Genomic DNA, 13,110 nt, shown 5'->3' with positions numbered 1-13,110 from the left:
ACGGCGGGGATGCGGTGCGGGATGTCCCGTGGGTTGGGTGGCTGCTGGCTGGAGGGGCGGAGCCGAGCCCCGAACATGCGGCGAGCAGCGCCAGTGACGCGGCGGCGAGGGCACTTCGGAGCCGTGCCGTCCGTGGGCTGCTCCGCGGCTCGCGTCTGGTCGTAGGCGCTCCGGCCGGATGCCGCATGGATCACCGCCTTCCGCAGGCGCCGCGCTCGAGGCCACCAGTCTAGGAAGTGCACCCGCCTGTAGCGACCGCTCGCTGTGGATGCGCTTCCCGGCATGCGGGCTGTGGATGACGTGACGTGACCGGGAGCAGATGTGGATGAGTGATACGCGGATTAGTCTGTGAAATATGGCGATTCGCTGTTGATAACTCTTTCGTTTGTCGGTGGGTCGGCTAGTATGGATGCATGTTCGAATCCCAGTTCGCCGCGGAGGAGTTCCCGCAGCAGCCCACGGAGGCTGCGGCGCCCTTTGGTGCGCGGACCGCGGCGGGCGCTAACCACGCTGAAACGGCTGAGCCCGGCGCCCAATGGGCAGGTGAGGGGCGCCCGGTGCTGGGTGGGGTGCAGGCAGCGGCCGCTGCGTTGGCGCGGGCGGCGGAGCAGGAGTCGTGGCGGTTGCAGGAGGACGAGCTGGGGGCGGTCCTGGAGGGGTTGGACTCGGTGCGCCGGGACGTGGAGCGGGTCATGGTCGCGGTGGTGGGTGACGCGGTCGGGCGCAACACGCCGGGTGCGGAGGGCCATTCGTCGGGGGAGGACTACGTGGCTTCGCACAGCGCGAGCCTGGACTCGGCGGGCGCGCATCAGGCGGTGCGGGTCGCGGCGGCGTGCCGGTTGGACAAGCACCGGCCGTTGGCGGACGCGGTCGCGGCGGGGAAGGTGCCGGTGCGCAAGGCCGACCGGGTGTTGCGGGCGTTGGAGCAGATCGAGCCGTTCCTCGCGTTCGAGGAGTATGTGGCGGATCAGGCGGTCATCCTGCCGGTCGCGATGACCGGCACCGACCGGGAACTGCGGCAGGTGTTGCGCCACCTGGTGGAGTGCGCGCGCCCGGAGCAGGACAGTGACGACTTCGAGAGGGCACAGCGGCGGGGCCGGGGGATGTATGAGCGGGCGGTCGCGGGGGACTTGACCGAGTTCGTGGTGCGGTTGGACCCGGAGGGCGCGGCCTTCGTGCGGGCCGCGGTGGATCCGTTGGCCAAGCCGGCGCCGGACGGTGACGGGCCCGACCTGCGGTCGCCGCAGCAGCGGCGGGCGGATGCGTTCTTGATGATCCTCCAACGGGGCATGTCCTCACCGGGCCAGGCGGGCACGACCAGCAACGCCAAGGTGGTCATCACCGTGTCCTGGGAGCAGCTCATCGGCGACCTGCGCGGTCTGGGGCGGACCATGACCGGCGACCAGGTGACTGCGGCGACGGTGCGGCGGCTGGCGTGCGAGGCCGACCTGATCCCGGTCCTGCTGGGCGCCGACAGCGAGGTGTTGGACATGGGCCACCGGGCCAGGCTGGCCACGCCGGCGCAGCGGCGGGCGCTCTGGCTGGAGCAGCAAGGGTGTACGTACCAGGGCTGCTCGATGCCGGCACAGTGGTGCGCTGCCCATCACGGCATCTGGTGGAGCCGGGGCGGGCCGACCGACCACGACAACCTCTACCTGCTCTGTCCCCGGCACCATACGAGAGTGCACGACCTCGACCTGAAGCCTCATCGCCACGACGACGGCACCATCGCCTGGCAACCCTGAACTCCCAGCCCCACCCCGCCCCAACTCGGGCGGGGACACAGGCATGTCGGTTTCGCGTCTTCAGCGGAGCAGAGCCGCAACGGCGACGCGAGCGATCGCGTCGACATGCCGGTCCTCGTCGATGCCGGATGGGTGCTCGCCGAACACGTCCCGCAGCAGCCAGTAGTGCGCGATGGCGCCGACGAACACCACGGCGACGGCGTCCCAGTCCGCCTCGTGACCGCCATTGGCGTCCTTGCTTCGGAGGTTCTGGCCCCGCGCGTTCTGGCCTCGGGAGATGCGGCGTGAGCCTTGCTCGGCCAGCCCAGCCAGGAGCGCGGCAGTCGCGTCCTGTGCTCGGCGGAGCTCCTCGTCGCGGAAGCGCGCCATGAGTTGGGGGAAGGCCTCGAGCCCACGGAAGAGCAGGCGGTTGAGGTCGCGGTCCTGGTCCAGCCGGGCAAGCCCGGCCCTGGCCGTCTCCACCATGATGGCGTTCAGCGCCGCCTCCGCGTCGGCGCGTCGGCGGGGGAGTGCGCGGCTCGAGGTCTGCTCGAGGCGCGCGGTGAGCTCTGGCGTTCCCTGCAGGAGCTGGTCCAGCCCGGCACTGAGCAGTTCCTGTTTGGAGGCGAAGTGCTTGTAAAGGCTGCCCGATCCCGGCGACAAACCGGCCGCCTGCTCGATCATGGCGATGGAGGTCGCCGCGTAGCCGAGTTCGCCGAAGAGACGCATGGCCTCGCGCAGCAAGCGCTGACGCGTGGGTGCGTCGTCACTCATGTGTTGCCCCGTTCAGTCCTGGGCTGGCTCGAATCACTCTCAGGCTCTGGCTCGCTCGGCCGAGTGAGCTCGTAATGCAGGGTCCGCCACCCACGCATCCGGTGGTAGCGCGGGATCAGTATGCCGTGCAGCACCGGGTGGCGTGCCGCGAGCAGGTCGGCGGCGACCTTCGCCTCGGCGCCGTCGAGGAGCCGCACCGTCGCCTGGATCGGCTCACCCACCGGACGCCCGCGGAAGGTCGACGGCGCCAGCTCCACCCTCTTGGTGTGCCGCATCCGCTTGGCCTTGCCCGTCGTGTGCCAGGTCCGGAAGTAGCCTCGTTCGCCGTCCGGTGGGGCGGCGAGGTGCACCGGCGTGCCGACCGGTGTCCCGTTGCGGCGGAAGGTGACCAGTTGTGTGTAGGTGCGGCGGCTCAAGGCACCGAAGTAGCCTCCGGTGGCTCGGCCGCGGCCCTGTCGTCCAGCATTCATGGAGACAACGTAGCAAGGGGTCACTTGCCTCAGCAAGTGATTACTTGCCGGTTGGAGGACGTCAGTGCGCGTCGACGGTCACGTGCTTGCCACGGTAAACATTCGTGTGAGGGCGTTCCCGGTGGCTACCGTGCAGGGACGCCGCCCGGACGGTGTGCGGATGACTGGATGGGAGGCAGCATTGCCAGGACAACTGATCGGTTCGCTCATCGGAGGGGCCTTCGGGTTCATCTATGTCGAGGTGAACGCTGGGGCCCTCCCGGGAGCCGCCGCCTGGGCGGTGCGCGTGCTCGGGGTCGTGGCCCTGGCGGCACTGCTGCTCGCGGCCCGCCGCCGATCCGTGGACGCTGCAGCTCGTGGCACTGACACCGAGGGCGACGTCGTGCCGGGGGCGGGGACCAGACACGACACAGGCCCTTCCGGGGCGCGTGGGCCCGCCTTCGGCCGCGGCTACTGGATCGTCGTCGTGGTGGAGTTCCTGGCGATCTTTGCCGGGGTTCGCCTGCTCGCAGGTCCGCTCGACCGACCAGAGGCGGGAGTGGCCTGGGTGTCGCTGGTGGTTGGCGTGCACTTCTTCGCACTGGCGGTGCACTTCGCGCGGCGTTTCTTCCACGTGCTCGGCGCCGCGATCGCGTTGTCCGGCGTGGTCGGGCTGGTCATCGACTTCGCCGGAGGATCGGCGGCTGTCGTGGCCGTGGTGGCGGGCATCATCCCCGGGGCAACCCTGATGGCCTTCGCAGGCTGGGGACTGCACACACGCGCACCATCGCTCCTTGCCGAGCAGTCCCGCGATCGGACCTGAGTAGCGACGGAATGGGCGCGAGACCTGCCTCTTCGTGACCTTGGCTCAGGTGTCGAAGTAGCACCGGCCGAGTCCGAGCTCGTGCAGCCCGCGCAGGTCTCCGTCGCCGAACGTCACCTGACCGCTGTTCTTCGGGTACATCAACTCGCGTGGGTCGGGCACGTGGGCGAGGCCGACCAAGTGGCCCAACTCGTGCATCACGATCGCCCGTGCCTGCTGGTGGCCGTCGGGTCGGGCCAGGATCTTGCTGATGGCTGGCACGTCCAAGCTCACCGCGCCGGTGAGAAACCGCGGGCCGCCCGTGCCGCCACCGTTGCCGGCAGCACTTCCGCCGATACCGGCGACTCGCCCGCGCAGCCTCGGATCTTGGGCCGGCGTGGTCCAGGCCACGAGCACCGGTGACCACCGGTCGCCATACCTCCTGTCCTGCACCGGCCGCTTATTGCTGGGCAGCTCGTCGGTCGCTCCGTCGATGATGAAGACGAGTCCGGTGGCGCGGGACACCTCGCGGATCGCCTCGCGCACCAGCCGGTCGGCACCGGGTGGCGCCGACGCGTTGCTGACCACGACGTGGATGGGGCGGCACGGATCGTAGGCGACGGGCACGTCCGGTCGGCCAGGCAGGTGCGCCATGAAGCGATACCCGCCCACGCCGGCAGGTGCGGGAGGCGGCGTCCCCAGCGGGTCGCGACGCGCGTCGGTCGGGATCGGTGGGGTGTCGCCGGCCTGTTGCACGACGCGGAGGGCGGACAGCGGCACGTGCTTGGTGCCGACGGCCAGGGTGCCGACGAGCAGGAGCCCGATCGGCACGACAAGGATCGCACGGCTGCGACGTCGGGTGTGGTCAGGACGTCGCTGTCGAGCTGGCCGCACAGTGTGCGGTAGGACCGGGAGAGGCTCCGGCGCCTCGTGGTCGAGCCGGTCCAGCTCGGCAAGGCGTCGCCTCATCCAGCGCCGTCGACGGGCAGGACCGAACGTGACCGCGTCCCAGCACTTGGCTCGCCCCCTCCCCGACATGCTGCGCGCTTCGTCCTCTCCGGTCGTGGTGCCCGCCGACGGCAGTCCGTGAAGCCTGCCAGCCAGCGCGCCGGGGCAACCATCGGCCGAACGGGTGATTCTCGCCTGCCGGCAGAGCGCGAGCGGCTGACGGACCGCCTACTCGAGCGGTCGCCTCGCGAACGTCACGGCGTGCACCGGCGTCAGGTCGAGGTGGCCGAGATCGACGAAGCCATGGCGGGTGAGCAGCTCGTCATACGTGCGTCGGGGCAACAGCTGGTCGTCGATCTGGGCCTCGAAGAACTGGATGGCCGCCAGGATCCGTCCCGGCACGGAGCGCAGCGTCTCGTCGTCCTCGGGGAAGGGGAAGTCGGAGATGCAGAACCATCCGCCCGGCTCGAGCGACCGGCGGACCCGCCGGGTGACCTCGTCGATGTCGCGGCACTCGTGCATGGCGAGGTTGGACACCACGACGCCGAACTCACCCTCGCTGTCCAGCTCCTCCAAGGGGTTGTGCAGGAAGTCCACCCGGTCGCCCAGGCCGGCGCCGTCGATGCCCCGGCGGGCGATCGCGATGGAGGCGGCGTCACCGTCGACGCCGACCACGCGGCACCGCGGGTAGTGCTCGGCGAGCCGCCGCAGGCCGAGCCCGAGTCCCGACCCGAGGTCGGCCACGGTGGTGCCGTCGCGGAGCCGGCGGGCGACGTCAGGGATCTGGTCGAGCGCGCCCGGAACCAGGCGCGTGTAGAACGGTGTGGACGTGCGCGACACGGCACGGAGCATGTCGGGACTGCACTCGTCCCACCACAGCCGCGTGCCACGGAGCTCCTTCTCGAACCGGTCGAAGAGCTCCGGCTGGGAGAAGATGTCGAACATCGCCCCGATGTAGGCCGGTGAGGTGTCATCGAGCAACAGGGTGGCCAGGTGCGGCGCGAGCTCGAGCCGGCCTTCGGCGCGGACGCCGACGCCGTTCGCCACGGCCCCCTGGCACCACACCGAGACGTAGAACGGATCGAGCTCGAGGACCTGCGCGAGGTCGTCCGGCGTCGTCGCCGTTCCGTTCGCCAGTTCGCGGATCAGGCCGGTGCGCAGCCCGATCGCGATGGTGCGGTAGCCGGCATACCCGGCCACCTGGGTGAGTAGTGCGCCCGCCTGCTGCTGCATGGTCGGCGCGGTGACGGTCGCTGGTGCGCTGGTGGTGCTCATGATCTTCCTCCGGTGCATTGGGGCCGCGGTCGGGCCCGGCTTCCAGCGTCCGCCGGCTCGCACACGGTGGGTAGTTCCAGATCTGTACCTGCGCGCTTCAGGATCAGTAGTGACACTGCCGGGCTGGTCCTTCTACCGTGGTGGCAGCGAGGACGGTGACCCATGGGCGGCTACGGACAGTTCTGCCCCATCGCCAAGGCGATGGAGCTGTTCGACCAGCGGTGGACCATGCTCGTGATGAGGGAGGTCGTCACCGGCAGCAGCCGGTTCAACGAGATCCGGCGGGGTGTCCCCAAGATCTCTCCGGCACTGCTGTCCACGCGCCTGCGGCAACTGCAGCGCGCCGGCCTGATCGAGCGACTCGACGGCCACGGCCACATCGACTACGAGCCGACCGCGGCCGGCAGGGAGCTCGGCGAGGTGCTGGAGACGATCGGTCGCTGGGGCACCCGGTGGATCGGCGAGATCGGTGACGAGGACCTCGACCCGCACCTGCTGCTGTGGGACATGCGGCGGCGGGTGGAGCTCGAGGAGCTGCCCGCGCGGCGCGTCGTCGTGGAGTTCGTGTTCACCGACCTGACGGGGCCGGGAGCGCGCTGGTGGGCGGTGCTCGACCGGGCTGACCGCGTCCGGCCGGTCGACGTCTGCGACGACGACCCCGGATTCGGGGTCGACCTCCTGCTCACCACCACCCTGCGCACCCTCACCCACATCTGGCGCGGAGACCGCGACTGGTCGGCGGCGGTGCGCGCCGGTGACCTGCTCGTCACCGGACCCCGTAGCCTCGTCCAGGCGCTGCCGCGCTGGTTCACCCTGTCGATGTTTGCCGGGGTGCCCCGCCCGGCCTGACCATCGTCACGCCGACTTCAGCGGCGCAGCCGGCTATGGCGTGGCTTCCTCGACGTCGACGGCCGTCGCGGAACCGGGGCGGGTGAACAGCAGAGTGGTCCGGGCCGGCGGCTCATCGGTCGCGCAGCTGAGCATGTCCGCGTAGGCACGCACCTGGGGCGCGTAGTAGACGACCCGGCTGGGCACCGCGGCATCGGGGACGTCGTCGGTCTTGTAGTCGACGATCACGAGCGAGCCGTCGTCCTCGCGATAGATCAGGTCGACGAAGCCCTCGAGCACCGTGCCGTCGGGCTGCACCGTGCCGACGTAGGACTCGCGCCAGTGCGGTCGGGCTGCCGCGCGCTGCAGGACGTCGGACTCGAGAGCCGAGTGCGCGAGGTCGCGGACCAACGGGGCGAACTCGACGACCCCCTCGGCGACGCACTGGGCCGCCACCGCGTCGTCCAGACCGGTGCCCGTGGCAAGGTCGACCACCTGCAGCACACCGTGGACAGCCCGACCCACCGCCGACCCGTAGCGGCCCTTGGACCACGCGGGCAGCTCGACGTCACGACCACCCTTGGCGGTGCCGGCCACCTCGTCCAGGTCTGAGGCATCGGCCACCTCCGCCTGCGCGAAGCCCTCGCTCGCCGAATCGTCAGCGGCCAGAGCGTCGGGTGGTTGGCCGACCCCAGCCAACGCGACCTCCGGGTCGGTGCCCTCGAGGCCGGAGGCGCTTTGTGCGGGTATGACGCGACTCGCCTCCGCAGAGGCGCTCACCTCGGCGAACCACCGGTCGAAGTCGGGCGGGGGAGCCACCGGCGCGCGCTCCCGGATGCGCACGGTCTCGCCCACGTCGTCGGGCAGCACCACCGCGTCGGCGGCCGTCCCTGCCGCTGCGTCGGCGAGCTGACGCGCGTTGGTGTCGCGCTTGCCGGACCGATGCAGCGAGACCACCAGGTGGTCCCGCGCCCGCGTCGCGGCGACGTACATCAGGCGAAGCCGCTCGTAGGAACCCATCTGCTCGTCGAGCGGCACCTGGTCCTGGAAGTCGTCGGTCTCCAGGCCCTTGCCCAGGGCCACGGCATACCCGTCGTCCTTCCAGAAGAAGCGGACACCGCGCCCCGGGTTGGGTGCGGACGTCATACCGGACAGCACGACCATCGGGAACTCGAGCCCCTTGGCGGCGTGCACGGTCATGATCCGCACGGAGTCGGTGTCGGTCTCGGGCAGCACCGCTTCGGCGACGCGTGAACCCTCGACCGATTGCGCGGCGGCCCAGGCGAGGTAGGACCGCAAGCCGCCGTGCTCGACCTCCGACCACGCGCGGGCCTGGTCGATGACGAAGCGCAGCCGCCGCCAGCTGTCACGTGCCCGCGGCCCGAAGACGGCGACCTCGAACATCCGCCGGTCGACCGCGATCGCGCCGAGCACCTCGCTGGGAGTCATCCAGCGCGAACGGCGGTGCAGCCGCTTCAGATAGGCGATCGCCTGCCCGACCGGGTGCGAGGCCAGCCCGTCCGGCGCCGGCGCAAGAAGGTGGAACACGCCGCCGCCCCGCTTCCACGTCCACAGGTCGTCGTCACCGCAGCCGAAGAGCGGCGAGCGCAAGGTGGTGACCAGGGCGAACGCGTCGGACGGGTCGGCGATCGCGCGCACGGCGGCGAACAGGTCGCGCACCTCGGCGGCGTGGTAGACCAGCGAGCTCGACTCGGTGCGGTAGAGGACGCCTGCGGCATCGAGCGCGGCCTCGAGGAAGGGCAGCGACGTGCGCGCAGGCAGCAGCACCGTGATGTCGCCGGCGCGCATGGGCCGCCAGCGCGTCGTCTCCTCGCCGCCCGGTGTGGTGGGCGGCACCGACTCCTGCGTGGTCCAGCCCTCGTCGAGTGCCCGCACGATGGCGCGGACCACGTCGTCGGCCTCGAGCTCGCGCAACTCGTCGGCGGCGACCTTGCCGGGGTGCTCCTCCGCGCCCACCACGGTGACCGGGTCGCCGACCGTCGGCTCGCCGCGGTGCAGGTCGAGCGGCTGGTAGTGCGGCTGCTTCTCGGCGTCGGCCCGGATCAGCGTGCCGAAGACCTCGTTGACCCAGCGCAGGATCGGCGCAACGGTGCGGAAGTTGGTGGTGAGCGACACCTCGTCGCCGATCACCCGTTGCGCGCGCAGGTACATCGCGATGTCGGCGCGGCGGAAGCGGTAGATCGACTGCTTCGGGTCGCCGACGACGAAGAGCGACCCGGGCGGCACGACCACGTCCTCCCACCGGTCCTGCGTTGCCGCAGCGCCTCCGGCGATCCGGGTGGCGATCTCGATCTGGATCGGGTCGGTGTCCTGGAACTCGTCGAGCAGCAGCCGCTGGTAACGCTGTTGCAGCGCCGCGCGCACCTCGGCGTCGTCGCGCAGCAGGTTGCGGGTCAGCACGAGCAGGTCGTGGAACTCCAACCGCCCGTCGCCGCGCCGCTCCTGTGCAGCGGCAAGGACGCGTATGCCGCACCAGTGCACCAGCGAGCGCAACACCATCTCGACGACTGCGCCGACCAGGCGCGCCGCCGAGGCCTTCCACTCCTCGCAGTCGGACCTGATCTGGTCGAGGGCGCCACCCCAGTTGGCCTTGCGGCCGAAGCTGAACTTGAGCTCGGCCGCAGCCCGAAGCGCGGTGAGCTGGGCGGTCGTGTCGTCCCCGGCCGTTGCGAGCCCGGCGGTCCACTGGGCCAGCGACTCGAGCCTCTGCACGAACTTGTCGTCGGGGTCGCTGCACCGATCGGCCATGGACGCCAGCCGCTCCGCCTCCGCACGCAACGCGGTCACATCGGGTGCCGAGGCCATGGGCGGTTGCCCCGGAGCGACGACGTGTTGCTCGACCAGGTCCCAGTCGGCATTGAGCCGGGTGATGAGCGCTCGGACGTGCTCGAGCTTGATGCCGACAGCAAGCGCGAGCTCGAGGGTCGGAGCCATCTCGTCGGAGTCCAGCAGCTCGGTGCGCAGGGCGGTCCAGCGCGCCTCGAACGCCACCGAGGAGGCGACCTCGTCGAGCACCTCCACGAGTGGTGGGATGCCCGCCTCGATGGGGTGCTCGGCCAGGATGCGCTGGGCGAAGGAGTGCAGGGTGCCGATCGCCGCGGTGTCGAGCCCGTCGAGCGCCTTGTCGGCGAGCGCCGCACGGTCGGGTCGCTTGGCCAGCTCGTAGTGCGCGGCGTTCTCGAGCCGCGCCCGAAGCCGGTCGCGCAGCTCGGCGCCGGCCCGCTCGGTGAAGGTCACGGCCGCGATCGCGTCGATGGGGACGCCGTCGTCGACTACCAGGGTCTGGATGCGGCTGACCAGTCTGGTGGTCTTGCCGGAGCCGGCCCCGGCCTCGACGAAGAGGGTGCGCCCGGTGTCGCGTCGGATGGCGTCTCGCGCCGCTGCGTCGGTCAGCTCGCGGATGGCGGTCATCGCAGCACCTCCTGCTCGTCGATCGGCCGCTCATCGGGCGGTATCGCGTCCGGCTCGACCAGGCGGGTGTAGTCGACCAGGGTCGGCGCGAGTCGCTTGGCCTCCCACCGTCGTCGGACATCGGAGTGGCCGAGGCCGTCCGGGTTGCAGAAGGGGCACTGCACCCACGCGAAGTCGGGCTTCTCCGGCGCCCGAGCCGGGAAGGCTCCGCGCGCCATGGCGTCGGCGATCACGGTGAGCGTCTCGGCATACGTCTGCTGCACCTCGTCGGTGAGTGGCACCTGCACCCGGGTGCCGGCGTCCTTGCGGACGAACCAGTACATCGCCTCGACCGGCGTGCTCGCGCTGCCGTAGCGTGCCCGGGCCGCGTGCGCGTAGACGGGCAGCTGGAGCTTTTCGCCCCCGGCCACGGGGTTGGCCGCGGACAGGTCCTTGAACCGTCGGGCGCTGCCGGTCTTGATGTCGGTGACCAGGAGCGTGCCGTCGCGGCGCTGGTCGACCTTGTCGGCGCTGCCACGGAACGAGATGGTGCCGCCCTCGACCGGCACGTCGACCCCGGGCTGCCCGCGCATGCCGAAGGCGAGCTCGCTGTCGACGACCCGCGCGTCCTGGTCCGCCCGCCAGGCGTCGTCGTCGGCGAGCATCCAGTCGAGGGTGGCCAACAGGTTGGTGCGGGTGCGGGCCCACAGCAACGGATGGCCGGTGCGGCCTTGTGCCTCATAGGCATCCGCCCGCGCCAGACCGATCTCCTGCAGGCGGGCCCGCTGCTCGTCGGTCCACGGCTGCCCGAACCCGGGCAGGTCGTCCTCGAACTCGGTCAGCAGCTGGTCGAAGCTCTCGTGGATCAGGTTGCCGATGTCGAGCACGCTGATCTCGACCTGCTCCTCGGGGTCCTCCGACGGTGCCACCCGCAGCATCCGCTGGACGAAGTACTCGTGCGGGCAGAGGGCATAGCGCTCCAGCGCCGTGGGGGAGACCGACCCCGTGCCGGCGACCAGGTCGGGCAGCCCGTCCTGACCCGCGAGATTGCCGTCGTAGCGGGTGAATTCGCTCGAGGCTCGCGCCCGCCGCATCGCGAGGGCGCTGTCGACGGTGGCGTCGTCGAGGTCGACTCCCGCGGAGGCGGCGCGGGCGCGCCACTCCTGCTCGGTGCTCGGCGAGGCGGTGGCGAGCAGCGAGCCGGCGAAGGACGGTGAGGTGGACAGCCAGTCGCCGGTGGCACGCTGCCACTCGGTGGCCTGCAAGCTGTCGACGCCGCTGAGTGCGCGCATCGAGGGCAGCAGCCAGCGGCTCGGAAGGCGGTGGGTATGCCGTCGCAGGTCGCCGCGGGGGAAGCTCGCCACGACCGTGTCCGCCGACGCGAAAGCGGCCAGCAGCTGGCGGTGTTCGCGGTCGACGCTGGCCCGGATGGAGGGCAGCTCACCGCCCGTGAGGGTGCGGACGCGGTCGGGCAACAGCGAGTCGTCGTGGAGCCGCCCGGGGTAGAGGTCCTCCGACAGGCCCACGACGTGCACCAGGTCGAGGTCGAGCCCGACCGCGCTGGTGATGGGTGCGACCAGCACCCCCTCGCCGAACCGCCCGACCCGCGGCAGCGCCGACTCCAGCTCGAGGGCCAGCACCTCCTCGAGCGCGGCGAGCGAGGGCGGTGTCCCGGTGGTGTCGAGCGCGGCCAGGCCGGCGAGCGCACGGTCGATGACGCCGGAGGCGTACTGCTCCTCGGCCGGCATCCGCGCCACGTCCTCGAGGGGCACCAGCGTGTGCAGCAGGTCGAGGCACCACGTGCCGAGGTCGGCCCAGGTCTGCACGGAACCGGCTTCGTCGAACTCACGTTGCAGTCCGGTGACGAACGCGCGCAGCTCGGCGGCGGTCTGCTTCTCGCGCTCGGCCCGCTCGATCCGCGGCTCGTAGGGCTCCTCCTGGGCGCGCTCGGTCGCGATGAGCTGGTCCTGCCCCTCCATGTAGGTGACCAGCCGCTGGTCCCAGTGCTCGCCCCCGACGACGCCGGCCTCGCGGGACACCCGCTCCCAGCGGGAGACGCTGATCCGCGCGCCGGTCAGGTCGTGCGCACCCACCTCCCCGAGGGCGCGGAAGACGTCGCCGCGGCGGTAGTCGCCACGGGACACCTCGAGCAACCCGAGGACCAGCCGCGACAGAGCGCGCTCGCTGACCGGCCGGACTCCGGGCCCGTTGGTCGTGATGCCGGCTGCCCCCAGGTGCTCGTGCAGCAGGCGTGCGTAGGGCGAGCGGTCGGCATACAGGACCGCGACGCGGTGGGCGGGGTGATCGCGCAGGGACCGGACCACCTCGCGGACGACGCACCGGACCTCGTCGTCGGAGTCGGAGGCGTTGACGACTCGGGTGGCGAGCGGCTCAGGGACGTCGACTGTCTCGGGCAGCTCGACGCCCAGCGCCTCGCAGGTGGAGCTGACGGCAAGGTCGGCACGCGCAGACCCGGTCACACCCGCGATCACGTGCAGGTCGCCGTGCCCGGCGAGCGCCTCGACCAGGGCGGTCTCGGCCCGGTGCAGCTCCTGGGGGAGGTAGAGGACCAGGCGACCGAGCGATGTGGTGAGTTCCGGCTGCTCGCGGACCAGTCGGGTGGCGGTCGAGAGGAGGTCGGTCACGTCATACCAGTGCTCGGCGAGGTCGGCAGTGGTCTCGCGATGGAGGCGGACGACGTCCCTGACCAGGGTGGACGCCGACTCGAGCGTGGTCAGGGCCTCGGGCGAGACGTCGCGCAACCGACGGCTGGCGAGGGCGAGGGCCTGAGCCGTGGCGGGGTGGCTCGCGACCGGCTCGAAGATGCCCGGCTGCGTGTCGAGGCGGGTGCGGATCGCGGCGGCGGTCACCGGTCGGGTGGCGGGACGACGCTGCTGCG

At 71.3% G+C, this 13,110-nt stretch carries 9 protein-coding genes; 3 read left to right on the top strand and 6 right to left on the bottom strand.

What is annotated here, in order from left to right; translation table 11 throughout:
- Positions 1-413: 413 nt before the first annotated feature.
- Complete coding sequence (locus FRW57_RS01775; RefSeq protein ID WP_152185136.1) at positions 414-1,745, top strand: HNH endonuclease; 1,332 nt, start codon at positions 414-416, stop codon at positions 1,743-1,745.
- Positions 1,746-1,805: 60 nt separating this feature from the next.
- On the opposite strand, the gene FRW57_RS01770 is transcribed toward FRW57_RS01775, so the two are convergent.
- Positions 1,806-2,498, bottom strand: coding sequence for a TetR/AcrR family transcriptional regulator (locus FRW57_RS01770; RefSeq protein ID WP_152185135.1), 693 nt, complete (start codon positions 2,496-2,498; stop codon positions 1,806-1,808).
- A complete protein-coding gene (locus FRW57_RS01765) occupies positions 2,495-2,968 on the bottom strand; it encodes a PPOX class F420-dependent oxidoreductase (RefSeq protein ID WP_152185134.1) in 474 nt (157 codons plus the stop codon). Before FRW57_RS01765 ends, FRW57_RS01770 begins: the two co-directional genes overlap by 4 nt.
- Positions 2,969-3,128: 160 nt before the next feature.
- On the opposite strand from FRW57_RS01765, the gene FRW57_RS01760 reads away from it, so the two are divergent.
- Positions 3,129-3,770, top strand: a complete 642-nt coding sequence (locus FRW57_RS01760; protein WP_152185133.1) for a hypothetical protein — start codon at positions 3,129-3,131, stop codon at positions 3,768-3,770.
- Positions 3,771-3,815: 45 nt separating this feature from the next.
- Here FRW57_RS01760 and FRW57_RS01755 read toward each other — a convergent pair whose 3' ends face one another.
- Both FRW57_RS01755 and FRW57_RS01750 read right to left on the bottom strand, forming a co-directional pair.
- Positions 3,816-4,580 (bottom strand): matrixin family metalloprotease, encoded by a 765-nt coding sequence (locus FRW57_RS01755; protein WP_162529223.1) that lies wholly within the window; start codon positions 4,578-4,580, stop codon positions 3,816-3,818.
- 345 nt (positions 4,581-4,925) lie between these two features.
- On the bottom strand, positions 4,926-5,972 hold the full coding sequence (locus tag FRW57_RS01750) for a class I SAM-dependent methyltransferase (protein ID WP_162529222.1): 1,047 nt from the start codon (positions 5,970-5,972) through the stop codon (positions 4,926-4,928).
- Positions 5,973-6,134: 162 nt separating this feature from the next.
- Here FRW57_RS01750 and FRW57_RS01745 point away from each other — a divergent pair, with 162 nt between their 5' ends.
- On the top strand, positions 6,135-6,821 hold the full coding sequence (locus FRW57_RS01745) for a winged helix-turn-helix transcriptional regulator (RefSeq protein WP_137123417.1): 687 nt from the start codon (positions 6,135-6,137) through the stop codon (positions 6,819-6,821).
- Positions 6,822-6,854: 33 nt separating this feature from the next.
- Here FRW57_RS01745 and FRW57_RS01740 read toward each other — a convergent pair whose 3' ends face one another.
- Positions 6,855-10,232 (bottom strand): UvrD-helicase domain-containing protein, encoded by a 3,378-nt coding sequence (locus tag FRW57_RS01740; protein ID WP_203230174.1) that lies wholly within the window; start codon positions 10,230-10,232, stop codon positions 6,855-6,857.
- Positions 10,229-13,110, bottom strand: a 2,882-nt coding sequence (locus FRW57_RS01735; protein ID WP_152185130.1) for a PD-(D/E)XK nuclease family protein, incomplete at its 5' end; no start/stop codon positions are given. The genes FRW57_RS01740 and FRW57_RS01735, both read right to left, overlap by 4 nt.

It is taken from the genome of Segeticoccus rhizosphaerae, from assembly GCF_009192725.1.
Taxonomy (GTDB): Bacteria; Actinomycetota; Actinomycetes; order Actinomycetales; family Dermatophilaceae; genus Segeticoccus; species Segeticoccus rhizosphaerae.
Note: the sequence above shows the minus strand (reverse complement) of the source record. Positions and strands in the feature narration are given on the sequence as shown.